Genomic DNA, 14,483 nt, shown 5'->3' on the forward strand with positions numbered 1-14,483 from the left:
GGATCACGCCCGGCAACCGCTCGCGCTTCGGCCGCGGCCAGCGCGCCAGCATCCAGGCCAACCGCCTTCTCATCGGCCGCCCTCGAATCGTCGTCATCAAGACCCGCGTCGTCCGCCAAACCGCGCGCTCGGCCCCGCTCGGCGCACACCTCAACTATCTCCGCCGTGAGGGCGTAACCCGCGATGGGGAGAAGGCCCGGATGTTCGGGCCGGAGAGCGACGAGATGGACGCGCGGCACTTCGCGGAGCGCTGCGAGGGCGACCGGCATCATTTCCGGTTCATCGTTTCGCCCGAGGACGCTGCCGACATGACTGACCTCAAGGCTCACGCCCGCGAGCTGATGGGCCAGATGGAAAAGGACCTCGGCACGAAGCTCGATTGGGTCGGCGTCGATCATTGGAACACTGACAACCCCCACATTCATGTCATCCTGCGCGGCCGCACCGATGACGGGCACGACCTCGTCATCTCCCGCGACTACATCAAAGAAGGCATGCGCGCCCGTGCGCAGGATTTGGTCACGCTGGAGCTTGGGCAGCGGACGGATTTTGATATCCGCCGCAATCTGGAACGTCAGGTCGAGGCAGAACGCTGGACCCAACTCGATCGCCAGCTCAAACGCGATGGCGGGAAGACCGGCATCATCGACCTTGCACCGCTCCCTGACCGCCAACCGGACGCATTCCACGCGCTAAAAGTCGGGCGGCTGCGTACGCTGGAAATTCTTGGGCTGGCCGGACAGGTCAGCCCGGCTCAATGGTTCATCAAGGAAGAGGCGGAGAAGGTCCTGCATGAGCTGGGCGAGCGCGGCGACATCATCAAGCGGATGCATCGCGCGCTGACCGAGCACGGCATCGATCGTGGCTCTGCCAGCTACGTCCTCGCAGCCGAGAGCCTTGACGTGCCCGTCATCGGTCGGCTGGTCGAGCGTGGGCTCGACGATGAGCTGAGAGGCACGGCCTATGCTGTGGTCGACGGCGTCGACGGCCGCACCCATCATATCAAGCTGCCGCATCTCGACGCGGCAGGCGACAGCGCTCCCGGCTCGATCGTCGAACTCCGTTCCTATGAGGACACGCGCGGCGAGCGCCGGGTTGCGATCGCCGTCCGCTCCGACCTCGACATCCACGGACAGGTCAAAGCGACAGGAGCGACCTGGCTCGACCGGCAGGCGGTGGCGCGTGAGTCGATCGCGCTCTCGGACGGAGGCTTCGGCGCCGAGGTGCGCCAGGCTATGGATCAGCGCGCCGAGCACTTGGTCGGCGAAGGCCTCGCAGAGCGGCAGGGTGGGCGCGTCGTCTTCGCGCGCCGGCTGCTCAACACGCTACGCGACCGGGAAATCGATGCGCTTGGCGAGAAGCTTGCAGGCGAAACGGGCCTGCCGTTCAATCGCGCCGGCAGTGGCGAGTTCGTCGCCGGGACCTTTCGCCAGCGCTTCGCGCTCGCCACCGGCCGGTTCGCCATGATCGACGACGGTCTCGGCTTCCAGCTCGTGCCCTGGTCGCCCTCGCTCGAAAAGCAGCTCGGCCGCCATGTCTCCGGCGTCGCTCGCGACAGCAGCGGCGTCGATTGGGATTTCGGCCGCAAGCGAGGTCTCAGCCTCTAGCTCCAATCAGAAAGGATCACCGCGATGTCCGCGACAAAAATCCTCTGGGGACAGATCCTCACCGTCTTCCTGATCGTGCTGATGACGACCTGGGGCGCGACACAATGGACGGCATGGCGACTGGGATTCCAGACGCAGCTCGGCCCGCACTGGTTCGAGTTCGCGGGCTGGCCCGTCTACTATCCGCCGGCCATCTTCTGGTGGTGGTATTTTTATGAGGCCTATGCGCCCGACGTCTTCGTGGAAGGCGGACTGATCGCAGCGTCCGGCGGCTTCATCGCCATCGCTGTCGCCATCGGCATGTCGGTCTGGCGCGCGCGGGAAGCGAAGCATGCCGCCACCTATGGTTCGGCGCGTTGGGCCGACAAGACCGAGATCAAGGCGGCCGGTCTGCTCGGTTCCGATGGCGTCGTGCTCGGGCGATTTACGCAGGAATACCTGCGGCACGACGGGCCGGAACATGTGCTGTGCTTCGCGCCGACACGGTCCGGCAAGGGCGTCGGTCTGGTCATTCCCTCGCTGCTGACCTGGCCGGGCTCGGCAATCGTCCACGACATCAAAGGAGAAAATTGGCAGCTCACCTCCGGCTTCCGTGCCAAGCACGGCCGTGCGCTGCTGTTCGATCCTACCAATCCGAAGTCGTCCGCCTACAATCCGCTGCTCGAGGTCCGCCGCGGCGAATGGGAAGTGCGCGACGTCCAGAATATCGCCGATATCCTGGTCGATCCGGAAGGTAGCCTCGACAAGCGCAACCATTGGGAAAAGACCAGCCATAGCCTGCTGGTCGGAGCGATCCTGCACGTCCTCTACGCCGAGCCCAACAAGACCCTGGCAGGCGTCGCCAATTTCCTGTCCGATCCGAAGCGGCCGGTCGAATCGACCCTGCGCGCCATGATGAAGACCGCGCATTTGGGGGAGGCGGGACCGCATCCCGTTGTCGCCAGCGCGGCGCGCGAGTTGCTGAACAAATCCGACAACGAGCGCTCTGGCGTGCTCTCCACCGCCATGTCGTTTCTCGGCCTCTATCGCGATCCCGTCGTTGCCGAGGTCACCCGGCACTGTGATTGGCGGATCAGAGACATTGTGGGTGCTGAACAGCCCACGACGCTCTATCTCGTCGTGCCGCCGTCCGATATCAACCGGACGAAGCCGCTAATCCGGCTGCTGCTGAACCAGATCGGCCGACGCCTGACCGAGGATCTCCAGGCCAACCGCGGCAGGCACCGCCTGTTGCTCATGCTCGACGAGTTTCCGGCGCTTGGTCGCCTCGACTTCTTCGAGACGGCCTTGGCGTTCATGGCCGGCTACGGCCTAAAGTCGTTCCTGATCGCGCAGAGCCTCAACCAGATCGAGAAGGCGTACGGTCCAAACAATTCGATCCTCGACAATTGCCACGTTCGCGTCAGCTTCGCCACCAACGACGAGCGGACCGCCAAGCGCGTGTCGGATGCGCTCGGCACGGCGACCGAGATGCGGGCGATGAAGAACTACGCCGGGCATCGGCTGTCTCCCTGGCTGGGACATCTAATGGTATCGCGGCAGGAGACCGCCCGAGCCTTGCTGACCCCCGGGGAGGTGATGCAGCTTCCGCCGGCCGACGAGATCGTCATGGTGGCGGGTATTCCGCCGATCCGGGCCAAGAAGGCGCGCTACTACGAGGACACGCGATTCAGGGAACGCATACTGCCGCCGCCGGAATTGCCGAGTTCGGCTGAGATTCACCCCGACGACTGGAGCAAGTTACCGATACCGGTACAGCCTACGACGGCGACAACGTCAGGCGTGCGGCAGGAGGACGACGAAGACCCGACCGAATCCGAGCGTCGCCGGCAGCCCGAGTTGGAGCGCGTGAAGCCGGTCGAGAAGAAGGAGCCGATCGAGAACGAATTCGAGATCGACCCGAGCGACGATGGTGACGATGACGATGCCGTGCGCAATCGCCGCCTGACCCGCCTCATGCAGGGCATCGCGCGTCAGATCTCTCTCGATCCGAACGATGGCATGGAGCTGTGAGCGCCGTGACCAACCGTAGAAAGAAGACCAAAATCTCCGCCTATCTCGACCAGGATGTCATGACCATGCTGGCCGATTATGCGGCGCGTCGAAACCAGCCGCAGTCGATGATTGCCGAGGCCGCCATCGCGTCGTTCCTGTCGCCGGATGCGGCCGAGCGGCGGGAAGCGGCTCTGGTCAAACGTCTCGATCAGCTCGACCGGCGCATGACGCGGCTTGAACGGGACATGGGCATCGCGATCGAGACATTGGCGGTCTTCGTCCGGTTCTGGCTGACCACGACACCAGCTTTGCCCGAACCGGCGGCGCAGGCCGCCCGCGCCAAAGCGACGGAGCGGTACGAAGCTTTTATCTCTGCGCTCGGCCGGCGCCTGGCCAAGGGGCCGAAGCTCGGGCAGGAGATTTCCGAGGATGTTACGTGTAAGGAAGGCGTTGACCAATAGCGTTTGGGCGGCGCTATTTTCCTCCTGTAATCATAGTGCCAACACGCGTTTCTTCGTCATCAGACGGGGACAACTTGGTGGTGTATGATGAACGGGCCCAGTTCGCCTCTCTTGTGGTAAGTCTCTCGGCAATTGCTGTCATGAGGGCGAATGGAGGATTTCTTCATCTCGCCCGGCGCATCCATACCTAGATCCGAGAGACGTGCTCGGATTGCGGCCGCAATCGCAGCAAAAGCCGAAGTGACGTTGCCATCAAAGACGTATCCAAGCATACCGCCATGCTTAACGCGCTTGCCGTACTTGCCCCGTATGAAACGCATCATCCCGTGCGTGACATACTCTGTTGCAAACGATCGTGTCGTCGTGCCGTCGGGTACGCTGAGCCTCTTACATTCAAGGCAGAAGTAGATGTCCTCGCGCGGAACCATCGGGGAAAAAGCGATGTCCAGACGCCCTTGGGTTTCACCGGGAGTAGGATCGAGCTCCACCATTTGGATATCAATCCGGAACGGAAGATCGCCGCTGGAGCGATTGGCACGGAGCAAACGGCACAGCTCTTCGGTGATTGGGTCTTCGCGAGTATCTGGAACGATCGTAGGCATGAGTACCCAAGAGGCGACGATCAGCTCGAGGATGTCAGGCACCATGGAGTCGATAAGGTCGATCCACTCGTTTGGTACGCCGATCGTCTTCATGCACCGCCGCTCGACTGCATGAGGAGCGTGGAGGCAACCTGATCCGCGTCGTTGAGCGCGGCGGTCTCTGTCCAGAAGCGGTGAGCGATCGACTTAACCAGATAGAGACGCGAGCGATCGAAGACCATAACATCGCGAGGCAGCGCGATCGGTTGCTGGGCACTCACACCTATCGCACGTATCCTTTCCAGAGTGGCGAGCAACTGGTTGCTGTCGTCGCTTAGGGGCGTAGCTACTTTTGCACCGCGGTCCAATATCACGACGGCAACGCCCAGAGATTGAGATGCGATCGTGAAACCGGTCACCGCGTCGTGCTTTGCCCATGCATTGAGCGTGTTGCAGATGCGGTCTACGTAACGTTGCCGTTGATCCGAGTTTGCTGGTTCGACGGACGGCACGGGCATACGTGCGAAGGTCGGCTGAATGCTGGTCGTGACCGTCTGGACGGTGTCACGAAGCAGAATCCGTTCTGATTCCTGAATGCCGAAATATTCTTCGATCAACGACTCCAGCTTTGCACTCGCTTGCTGGATTGCTTGCACACGGCTCAAAAAGTTGGAGCGCGCACGTTCCGCTGCGCCGTCAACGATTTTTGCGACCTGGGCCACGATTGCTCGTGCGCGCTTTGGGTTCGCGAGGTCGTCGGGCATTGGCATCGGAAGCCGCAGAAGTTCTTGGACATGGACTTCAGGACGGTAGATTCCCCAATTCGACGATGTGTGGAACATGAAGAACTGCGCCAGCGACGTACGCAGGTAGGCGGCGAGGAATGCGAGAAGATCCCGATCTGCTTTGGGACCGTGAATGCCGCGAAGCGCGTGCCGGAAGGACACATCAAAGTCGGCAAACGCAATACGCTGAAAGCCCTTGGTGATCAACACATGAGGGCCTTCGAAAACCTGCACGTTGGTGTTCGATCTTTGACGCAACTCGACCGTTCGTCGGGGCAAATTTTCGCAGTCCTCCGGCAAGAGAAACAGGTCAATGTCCTTGCTCTTGGCGGAGATGAACAACGAGGACGGTAAGGTGATCGTCTTCGCCTTTTCCTGATCATCTTTGGCGCCAAGCGGCTGGAACCCCTCGGCTATAATCCACGGCTTTGTGCTGTCGGGTCCGTCAGACGGCCGTCTGACTCGGTCGCGCAGCCTCGGAAATTGCGACAGTCGGTCGATCAAACGCTGATCGCGTGGCGAGCCCCAGAAACGTTGGGTCCAAAGTTGAGGCGCATCGGCACCTCTTAGGTCGTGAAGCAACTCGTCCGAAGAGAACGACGAACGATCGCTCGACGAAACGGTAATCACCTCCCCGAACATAATCTGCCAGTCTGCCTTGGGAACAAGGTACTCGATCTCGCTATCGCCTTTAGGCGGAGTGGGACGGAAGCGAATGACCACCGCGGGATGGATCGCCTCGTTAAAGAGGAAATATCGAAGGTCAGCGAGGTTGAGCACCCATTCCAACTGGTTCTGGGACGCCCAGGCTGCTTGGAACGCGACGGCGTTGTCACCGTGATTTAGCAAAATGCCATGGGGCAACACGAAGCACACGTGCCCGTCCGCCTTGACGTGAAATGTCGCCTTCCAAACGAAAGCGGACCCAATCTGATTGTCGGGAATTGCCTTCTTGTTACTGGCGCACCACGTGGCCGCAAGGGTGCCCTTACCCGCCAGGCTTCCCCACGGCGGGTTTCCGATGACGAAGTCCGCCTCCTTTGGAAGCTGCGCCCTCGTATCGAAGAAGTCGGCGCATATGATGTTGCCGTCACGAGCTCCTTCGTCGGACGTCTGAAGCAGCAGGTTTGGCAGAGCCCGTCCTTTTGCTTGAAGCCCTTTGATGTCTCTCGGAGAGAGCTTGTCGAGGTAAGCCAGATAGAGGCTGAAGGCCGTAATGCGGCACGCTATTGGATTGGTATCGACGCCGTAGAGCCTGCTCTGCATGAGCGTCATGAGCTCGCGCGCGCGGCGCTCATTGCGCGCCTTTGGGTTTCGCTGAATCCATTCTTCTGCGATGCGGTTGAACAGGCCTACGAGGAAGATTCCTGACCCGCATGCGGGATCGAGGAAGGTCTTGTCCAGCAATGTTTTCTCATTGCGTAAAGCTGCATCAAGGACCAGTTCCACGAGGAAGCGAGGAGTATAGAAGGCACCGTCGCGTTGAGCCGCTGTACCGATGAAGTGTTCGTAGATGGCGCTGATAGCCTCGATCGGAATGTACCCAAAATCGTAGGGCCAGAACCTGCGCTGCCCATCGGCGATGTTCGTGCCTTGGAAGAAATCATTGAGCGTGCTGACCTGTTCGGTCGTGATGGACCTCGCTTCCTTCTCCAGGTCGCCGCTGAACAGATCCCCGTTGAAGTCTTCACCGAGTTTGCGAAAGAGCGCATAGAGGTGCGCCTTGGCGTCAGCAGTGGGCGTGACGCTTAGAATATCTCGAAGGTGCGACAAGTTGCTGGGGAGACCCGTATCAGCGACATACTCCGTGTCGATGACGCCACGGTCAAACAGATAGCATGTGAACACCAGTCGACAGAGCAATGCATCCACGCTGGGAGCAGTCCTAGCCTGATCTCCGCCGAGTGCGGCTCTGGTATCTCGCAGATTCGTAAGGAGGTCGCGATCGACGCGTTGGTCCGGGTCGAATGCACGGCTGTGACGATGGAAGTAGGAGCCCGACTCTACGGCGATGATGAACTCGGAGAGTCTGTTAGCGACTCTCTCAAGTGTTTCGATGAGTGCAGGCACCTCGCCCGTTAGATCATCGGATGACGGACGAACCATCCCGGAAAAGATATGGACCCGAACCGGCGAAATCAGCACGAGGATCGGCGCACCACCATGGTTCCAGAACTGGCGATGCATCGTACTGGATTGTGCGACCTGTTTCTCCTCGATCTCCTTGAAATAGATCAGCGGCTGGTTCTCGATGCAAAGGATGCCATCGAGTTCCAGTAGATCAAACGCGTGCCTGAGAATGTGCGCTTGAGGGACATCAGCGGTGAGCTGGTCTCTGGTCGTAAACAGACCCGGATGAAGCGATTGGCCAAGACCGAAATCGCTTCGCCAATCTGAGGGGACGCGCGCCATCACGTTCCCCTTCGCGCTGTGCGCGGGCTATTAATGCTTTGATCTAGGCGGTATGCCCAACCCGATTGGATGCGGACGGACACGATCGGGTGCCCGCTCTGACGCAGAAAGAGAATATCGCGATTGACCGTAGGCTCCGACACATGAAGTGCCTGAGCCAATCCTGACGCCGAGTAGTCACCCGACCTCACCAAACGCAATAACTCTTGGTGCCGTCGAGGAATGGCGAGTGCCCGGTCAAATCTCATGTTGCTGCATAACCTGAGTCTATCGCGAAATGATAGACATCCATCACAGAATTGCAAGAACATAAAAGGAACATTTGCGGGGGATGTCGCGGCTGCCCCTTCGGAGGCTTGCTCGCGGTGCATCGCCTGAGGTTCGTGGGGTAACATAAGGAGCGCAGAATCTCCCTGCCGAGTTTTCGCGATAAGACGCTCGGCGTTGGCCGATTGGGATCGCTGGCATCTGCGACGATATCGAATCAGGAAGCGTCGCAACACGCCATGGGTGATGAGCTTCACGAACGAAGACCAAGGCATTACCGTCGATTTCCTGTATTTGCACGCTGCTTCCCTACTACGATCGAAACTTGTTGAACGCGCCTGATCTGAGGCTCTTTTAGTCGCCCCACTCGGGGAACGACTTGTTGAGGCCCCGTCACGAACGGGGCCGGGATGTCGTCCACTCACCACAGACAGGAAGCGAGTCAGCGCGGCGCGCGCATGCTGCGCACAGCGCTCGGCGCTGCCATTGCCCGGCTGCTGGAAGAGCCCGCAGTGGTCGAAGTGATGTTGAACCCGGACGGTCGCATCTGGGTGGACCGGCTATCAGAGGGCCTGGCCGATACCGGCGAAACGATGTCGGCTGCCGATGGTGAGCGGATCGTGCGGCTGGTCGCCCATCATGTTGGCGCTGAGGTCCACGCGCGTCGACCGCGCGTCTCGGCCGAGCTGCCCGAAACCGGCGAACGCTTCGAGGGCCTGTTGCCGCCTGTGGTCGCGGCTCCGGCCTTCGCCATCCGGAAGCCTGCCGTCGCCGTGTTCACGCTCGACGACTATGTGGCCGCCGGCATCATGACGGGCGATCAGGCCGTGGCGCTGCGCTCCGCAGTCACGTCACGCGCGAACATTCTTGTCGCCGGCGGCACCTCGACTGGCAAGACTACGTTGACCAATGCGCTGCTCGCCGAAGTGGCGAAAGGCGCCGATCGCGTCGTCATCATCGAGGACACGCGCGAACTGCAATGCTCCGCGCCGAACCTCGTGGCGATGCGCACAAAAGATGGCGTCGCCACGCTCTCCGATCTGGTGCGGTCCTCGCTGCGCCTGCGGCCCGACCGCATTCCGATCGGCGAAGTTCGCGGCGCCGAGGCGCTCGACCTCTTGAAGGCGTGGGGCACTGGCCATCCTGGCGGAATCGGCACCATTCATGCCGGCTCTGCCATGGGCGCGCTCCGCCGTCTCGAGCAGCTCATTCAGGAAGCCGTCGTCACCGTCCCGCGCGCGCTGATCGCCGAGACCATCGATCTCGTCGCCGTGCTGTCCGGCCGCGGTTCCCAGCGACGGCTTACCGCGCTCGCACGCGTCGAGGGGCTCGGCCCAGACGGCGACTACCGCATCACCCCGGCCTCACCGAACGCAGGAGACCCCACATGATCCGCATACTCTCGTGCGGCTACCGCGCCACCGCGACTGCCGCAACCACGCTCGCGATCAGCATCATGCTCGCGCCGGCGGCCTACGCCTCCGGCTCGTCCATGCCGTGGGAACAGCCGCTCGAAAAAATCCTCCAGTCGATCGAGGGGCCGGTCTCCAAGATCATCGCAGTCATCATCATCATCGTGACCGGCCTGACGCTCGCCTTCGGCGACACGTCAGGCGGATTCCGCCGGCTGATTCAGATCGTATTCGGCCTGTCGATCGCCTTCGCGGCGTCTAGCTTCTTCCTGTCGTTCTTCTCGTTCGGCGGTGGGGCGCTCATCTGATGCCCGCCGCCTTCGAACAGCTCGACGCCGTGCCGGGATTCTCCATCCACGTTCATCGCGCACTGACCGAGCACATCCTGCTCGGTGGCGCTCCGCGCTCCATCGCGATCATGAACGGCACGCTTGCCGGCGCGATTGGCCTCGGCTTGCGCCTGTGGCTGCTCGGACTCGCGATCTGGGCGATCGGCCACTTCGCGGCGGTTTGGGCGGCGAAGCGCGACCCGCTGTTCGTGGAAGTCGGGCGCAGACACCTGCGCATCCCCGGTTATCTGGCGGTGTGAGGGCGCGGCCATGATGAACCTTGCCGAATACCGCCGCACCGCGTCTCGCCTCGCCGATTATCTGCCCTGGGCGGCTCTCGTCGGCGAAGGCGTCGTCCTCAACAAGGATGGTAGCTTCCAGCGCAGCGCGCGCTTTCGCGGTCCCGATCTTGATTCCGCCGTTGCGGCGGAACTGGTCGCTGTCGCGGGCCGCATCAACAACGCCTTCCGCCGTCTCGGCTCGGGCTGGGCGATCTTCGTCGAGGCGCAGCGCCACGCGGCCTCGACCTATCCCGACAGCACCTTTCCCGATCCGGCATCGGCCATGGTCGATGCCGAGCGCAAAGCCGATTTCGAGGAAGCCGGTGCGCATTTTGAATCAAGCTACTTCCTCACCTTCCTTTATCTGCCACCGCCCGAGGAAGCCGCGCGCACCGAAGCCTGGCTCTATGAGGGCCGCGAGCGGTCGGGCGTCGATCCGCATGAGATCCTGCGCGCCTTCACGGATCGGACCGACCGCGTTCTCGCGCTGCTCGATGGTTTCATGCCGGAATGCGCCTGGCTCGATGACGCCGAGACGCTGACCTACCTGCATTCCTGCGTTTCATTGAGCCGCCACCGCGTCCGAGTCCCCGAGACGCCGATCTATCTGGACGCGCTGCTCGCCGACCAGCCGCTGACCGGCGGACTCGAGCCGCGCCTTGGCGAGCAGCACCTTCGCATTCTCACCATCGTCGGTTTCCCAACCGCGACGACGCCTGGCCTGCTCGACGATCTTAATCGGCTCGCTTTCCCGTATCGCTGGTCGACGCGCGCAATCCTGTTGGACAAGACGGACGCCTCACGCCTGCTGACGAAGATCAGAAGGCAGTGGTTCGCCAAGCGCAAATCGATCGCCGCGATCCTGAAAGAGGTGATGACCAACGAGCAATCCGTGCTCGTGGATACTGACGCAGCGAACAAGGCCGCCGACGCCGACATGGCATTGCAGGAACTCGGCGCGGATGTCGCCGGCATGGCCTATGTCACCGCGACGATCACCGTCTGGGACGCTGATCCGCGTCTGGCCGATGAGAAGCTGCGGCTGGTCGAGAAGGTCATCCAGGGTCGCGACTTCACCGCCATGGTCGAGACGGTCAACGCCGTGGACGCCTGGCTCGGCTCGCTGCCCGGCCATGCCTACGCCAATGTCCGCCAGCCACCGATCTCGACGCTCAATCTCGCCCACATGATGCCCCTGAGTGCCGTGTGGGCGGGGCCGGAACGGGACGAGCACTTCGACGCGCCCCCGCTGCTTTACGGCAGAACGGAAGGCGCGACCCCGTTCCGGTTTTCTCTGCATGTCGGCGATGTCGGCCATGCGCTGGTCGTCGGCCCGACTGGCGCGGGCAAGAGCGTGCTGCTCGCGCTCATGGCCTTGCAGTTCCGGCGCTACAGCCGAGCACAAGTCTTCGCCTTCGACTTTGGTGGCTCGATCCGTGCCGCTGCGCTCGCCATGCAAGGCGACTGGCACGACCTTGGCGGCAGCCTGACCGAAGGCTCCGAGTCTTCCATCTCGCTCCAGCCGCTCGCGCGCATCCATGACACCTATGAACGTGCCTGGGCGGCCGACTGGATCGTTGCGATCCTCCTGCGTGACGGCGTGCCTGTCACCCCTGAAGCCAAGGAGCACATCTGGACGGCATTGACCTCGCTGGCCTCCGCGCCTGTCGAGGAACGCACGATCACCGGCTTCAGCGTGCTGCTCCAGTCAAACGACCTCAAGCAAGCCTTGCGGCCGTTCTGCGTCGGCGGTCCCTATGGCCGCCTGCTCGATGCCGAGACCGAACACCTTGGCAGTTCGCAAGTGCAGGCCTTCGAGATCGAGGGCCTGGTCGGCACCGGGGCGGCGCCGGTGGTGCTCGCCTATCTCTTCCACCGTATCGGCGACCGGCTCGATGGCCGCCCCACCTTGCTTATCATCGATGAGGGCTGGCTTGCCTTGGACGACGAGGGATTCGCCGGCCAGCTCCGTGAATGGCTGAAGACGCTGCGCAAGAAGAACGCCAGCGTCATCTTCGCCACGCAGTCACTTTCCGACATCGACAATTCCGCGATCGCACCGGCGATCATAGAGAGCTGCCCGACACGGCTGCTCCTGCCCAACGAGCGGGCGATCGAGCCGCAGATCACAGCCATCTACCGGCGCTTCGGCCTCAACGACCGTCAGATCGACATCCTCGCGCGGGCAACGCCGAAACGGGACTATTACTGCCAGTCACGCCGTGGCAATCGCCTGTTCGAGCTGGGCCTGTCGGAAGTCGGTCTCGCGCTCTGCGCCGCATCCGCCAAATCCGACCAGACGCTGATTGCTGAGATAGTCGCCGAGCACGGCCGCGAGGGCTTCCTCCCCGCCTGGTTCAACGCCCGAGGCGTTAACTGGGCCGTCGATCTCCTACCCACTTTCCCGACCCTCATTCCCCAACCCGAAAAGGAGGTCCAATCATGACCCGTCGTTTCGCCCGCTCGCGCGCCGTTTTCCTGGCCGGAACCATGCTCGTCGCGCCTATTGCTCTCGCGCCCGTCCTGACCACGCCGGCACATGCCTGGAAGATCGTCTTCGATCCGTCGAACTACGCGCAGAACGTGCTCACGGCCGCGCGCACGCTGGAGCAGATCACGCACCAGATCACCTCGCTTCAGAACGAAGCGCAGATGCTCATCAACCAGGCGCGCAACCTCACGAGCCTGCCGTTCTCCGCTCTCCAGGAGATCCAAGAATCGGTGCAGCGGACGCAGCAGCTTTTGCAGCAGGCCCAAAACATCGCCTTCGACGTGCAGCAGATCGACCAGGCCTTCCAGCAGCAATACGGCGATGTGTCCATGTCGGCGACGGATCAGCAGCTCGTCGCGGATGCCCGCACGCGCTGGCAAAATACCGTCGGCGGATTGCAGGATGCGATGCGCGTGCAGGCCGGCGTCGTCGGCAACATCGACACCAACCGCACGCAGATGTCCGAGCTGGTGAACCAGAGCCAGGGTGCGACCGGCGCACTTCAAGCGACGCAGGCCGGCAATCAGATCCTCGCGCTCCAGTCGCAGCAGCTCTCCGACCTGGTTGCGCTGATCTCGGCCAACGGCCGTGCGGACGCATTGACTGAAGCGGAACGCACCGCGGCGGTCGAGCAGGGCCGCGAACAGCGCCGGCGCTTTCTGACGCCCGGCGGCGGCTACCAGCCGGGCAGCGCTCAAATGTTCAACGGCAATTGAGGACGGGCGGATGGACGGCAAGATGCTGGCCCGGCTGGGCGCTGTCGTGTTCGTCGCCGTCGCCATTACCGCGACGGTGATCGAGCTGACCTGCAAGGATGAGACGCCGGCATCGCCGCCCGATCGTATCGTCCAGCCTGGCCACGATCCGCTGCGCGAGGGCCAGCGCCGCTGCCAGCAGCTCGGGCAGAAGGCCGCCGGGGATGCCGACTGCTTGCGTGTCTGGGCCGAGACCCGCGATCGCTTTCTCGGCAGGACGCGCCCACCCGTCTCACCGTCCTCCAGCGAAGGGCGCTGACACATGGGCGGTTCGGGCGTCATCGACAATTTCCTCGGGGTCTTCACCCGCTACATCGATTCTGGCTTCGGCCTGCTCGGCGACGAGGTGGGTTTCATCGCCTCCACGCTGATCGTCATCGACGTGACGCTGGCCGCGCTGTTCTGGAGCTGGGGCACCGACGAAGACATCATGGCGAGATTGGTCAAGAAGACGCTGTTCGTCGGCGTCTTCGCCTACCTCATCTCCAACTGGAACAATCTCGCAAAGATCGTCTTCGACAGCTTCGCCGGCCTCGGCCTGAAGGCATCCGGCACGGGCTTCACCGCGCGGGACCTCATGCGCCCGGGCAAGGTCGCTCAGACAGGTCTCGACGCCGCTCGGCCGTTGCTGGAATCCATCTCCGAGCTGATGGGCTGGGTCGCGTTCTTTGAGAACTTCATCCAGATCGCCTGCCTGCTCTTCGCCTGGGCGCTGGTCATTCTCGCCTTCTTCATTCTCAGCATCCAACTGTTCGTGACGCTGATCGAATTCAAGCTGACCACGCTTGCCGGCTTTGTGCTGATTCCCTTCGGCCTTTTCGGCAAGACCGCCTTCATGGCCGAACGCGTGCTCGGCAATGTCATCTCGTCCGGCATCAAGGTGCTGGTGCTCGCCGTCATCATCGGCATCGGCTCGACACTGTTCAGCCAGTTCACCCAAGGCTTCGGGGGTGTCACGCCCACCATCGACGAAGCCATGGCCGTGGTGCTCGCGTCTTTGTCGCTGCTCGGCCTCGGCATATTCGGTCCCGGCATCGCATCCGGCCTGGTCAGCGGTGGCCCGCAGCTTGGCGCCGGTGCTGCCGCGGGCACGGCCTTGGCGAGCGG

13 protein-coding genes are annotated in these 14,483 nt (G+C 62.4%); 10 read left to right on the forward strand and 3 right to left on the reverse strand.

The window, feature by feature from the left end; genetic code table 11:
• From L4923_RS29280 to L4923_RS29290, 3 genes are all read left to right on the forward strand, one after another.
• Positions 1-1,607 (forward strand): relaxase/mobilization nuclease domain-containing protein (locus L4923_RS29280; RefSeq protein WP_239370630.1); only part of this gene is annotated, 1,607 nt, incomplete at its 5' end.
• 24 nt (positions 1,608-1,631) lie between these two features.
• Entirely contained in the window at positions 1,632-3,620 is a 1,989-nt protein-coding gene (locus L4923_RS29285) for a conjugal transfer protein TraG (protein WP_239370631.1), read from the forward strand.
• A 5-nt stretch (positions 3,621-3,625) separates the two neighbouring features.
• Entirely contained in the window at positions 3,626-4,063 is a 438-nt protein-coding gene (locus L4923_RS29290; RefSeq protein WP_239370632.1) for a CopG family transcriptional regulator, read from the forward strand.
• 59 nt (positions 4,064-4,122) lie between these two features.
• On the opposite strand, the gene L4923_RS29295 is transcribed toward L4923_RS29290, so the two are convergent.
• The 3 genes from L4923_RS29295 to L4923_RS31260 are packed head-to-tail and all read right to left on the reverse strand — an operon-like array spanning position 4,123 to position 8,383.
• Positions 4,123-4,758, reverse strand: coding sequence for a hypothetical protein (locus L4923_RS29295; protein WP_239370633.1), 636 nt, complete (start codon positions 4,756-4,758; stop codon positions 4,123-4,125).
• On the reverse strand, positions 4,755-7,841 hold the full coding sequence (locus L4923_RS29300; RefSeq protein ID WP_239370634.1) for an HsdM family class I SAM-dependent methyltransferase: 3,087 nt from the start codon (positions 7,839-7,841) through the stop codon (positions 4,755-4,757). Before L4923_RS29300 ends, L4923_RS29295 begins: the two co-directional genes overlap by 4 nt.
• Positions 7,841-8,383 (reverse strand): HTH domain-containing protein, encoded by a 543-nt coding sequence (locus L4923_RS31260; RefSeq protein WP_425531031.1) that lies wholly within the window; start codon positions 8,381-8,383, stop codon positions 7,841-7,843. Before L4923_RS31260 ends, L4923_RS29300 begins: the two co-directional genes overlap by 1 nt.
• 135 nt (positions 8,384-8,518) lie before the next feature.
• Here L4923_RS31260 and trbB point away from each other — a divergent pair, with 135 nt between their 5' ends.
• The 7 genes from trbB to trbL all read left to right on the forward strand — a co-directional run.
• The gene (gene trbB / locus L4923_RS29305; protein ID WP_239370635.1) at positions 8,519-9,499 is read left to right on the forward strand and encodes a P-type conjugative transfer ATPase TrbB; all 981 of its coding nucleotides are present in this window, start codon (positions 8,519-8,521) and stop codon (positions 9,497-9,499) included.
• On the forward strand, positions 9,496-9,828 hold the full coding sequence (locus L4923_RS29310; protein ID WP_239370636.1) for a TrbC/VirB2 family type IV secretion system protein: 333 nt from the start codon (positions 9,496-9,498) through the stop codon (positions 9,826-9,828). The genes trbB and L4923_RS29310 overlap by 4 nt, the downstream gene beginning before the upstream one ends.
• The gene (locus L4923_RS29315; protein ID WP_239370637.1) at positions 9,828-10,109 is read left to right on the forward strand and encodes a VirB3 family type IV secretion system protein; all 282 of its coding nucleotides are present in this window, start codon (positions 9,828-9,830) and stop codon (positions 10,107-10,109) included. The genes L4923_RS29310 and L4923_RS29315 overlap by 1 nt, the downstream gene beginning before the upstream one ends.
• Positions 10,110-10,119: 10 nt before the next feature.
• Positions 10,120-12,576, forward strand: a complete 2,457-nt coding sequence (trbE, locus tag L4923_RS29320) for a conjugal transfer protein TrbE (protein ID WP_239370638.1) — start codon at positions 10,120-10,122, stop codon at positions 12,574-12,576.
• Positions 12,573-13,337, forward strand: a complete 765-nt coding sequence (gene trbJ / locus L4923_RS29325) for a P-type conjugative transfer protein TrbJ (protein ID WP_239370639.1) — start codon at positions 12,573-12,575, stop codon at positions 13,335-13,337. Before trbE ends, trbJ begins: the two co-directional genes overlap by 4 nt.
• A gap of 10 nt (positions 13,338-13,347) precedes the next feature.
• Positions 13,348-13,635 carry a putative entry exclusion protein TrbK-alt gene (gene trbK-alt, locus L4923_RS29330; protein ID WP_239370640.1) on the forward strand — a complete coding sequence of 96 codons (288 nt, stop codon included), beginning with the start codon at positions 13,348-13,350 and terminating at the stop codon, positions 13,633-13,635.
• A 3-nt stretch (positions 13,636-13,638) separates the two neighbouring features.
• A partial coding sequence (trbL, locus tag L4923_RS29335) for a P-type conjugative transfer protein TrbL (RefSeq protein WP_239370641.1) occupies positions 13,639-14,483 on the forward strand: 845 nt, incomplete at its 3' end.

The organism is Terribium retamae, assembly GCF_022347545.1.
GTDB classification, from domain to species: domain Bacteria; phylum Pseudomonadota; class Alphaproteobacteria; order Rhizobiales; family Rhizobiaceae; genus Mesorhizobium; species Mesorhizobium retamae.

What these genes read in the sequence shown, in the direction of transcription:
- L4923_RS29295 (WP_239370633.1), bottom strand. Translation starts at nt 4,758, where the DNA reads ATGAAGACGATCGGCGTACCAAACGAGTGGATCGACCTTATCGACTCC.
- L4923_RS31260 (WP_425531031.1), bottom strand. Translation starts at nt 8,383, where the DNA reads ATGCCTTGGTCTTCGTTCGTGAAGCTCATCACCCATGGCGTGTTGCGA.
- trbE (WP_239370638.1), top strand. Translation starts at nt 10,120, where the DNA reads ATGATGAACCTTGCCGAATACCGCCGCACCGCGTCTCGCCTCGCCGAT.
- trbK-alt (WP_239370640.1), top strand. Translation starts at nt 13,348, where the DNA reads ATGGACGGCAAGATGCTGGCCCGGCTGGGCGCTGTCGTGTTCGTCGCC.
- L4923_RS29310 (WP_239370636.1), top strand. Translation starts at nt 9,496, where the DNA reads ATGATCCGCATACTCTCGTGCGGCTACCGCGCCACCGCGACTGCCGCA.
- trbB (WP_239370635.1), top strand. Translation starts at nt 8,519, where the DNA reads ATGTCGTCCACTCACCACAGACAGGAAGCGAGTCAGCGCGGCGCGCGC.
- trbJ (WP_239370639.1), top strand. Translation starts at nt 12,573, where the DNA reads ATGACCCGTCGTTTCGCCCGCTCGCGCGCCGTTTTCCTGGCCGGAACC.
- L4923_RS29285 (WP_239370631.1), top strand. Translation starts at nt 1,632, where the DNA reads ATGTCCGCGACAAAAATCCTCTGGGGACAGATCCTCACCGTCTTCCTG.
- L4923_RS29300 (WP_239370634.1), bottom strand. Translation starts at nt 7,841, where the DNA reads ATGGCGCGCGTCCCCTCAGATTGGCGAAGCGATTTCGGTCTTGGCCAA.
- L4923_RS29315 (WP_239370637.1), top strand. Translation starts at nt 9,828, where the DNA reads ATGCCCGCCGCCTTCGAACAGCTCGACGCCGTGCCGGGATTCTCCATC.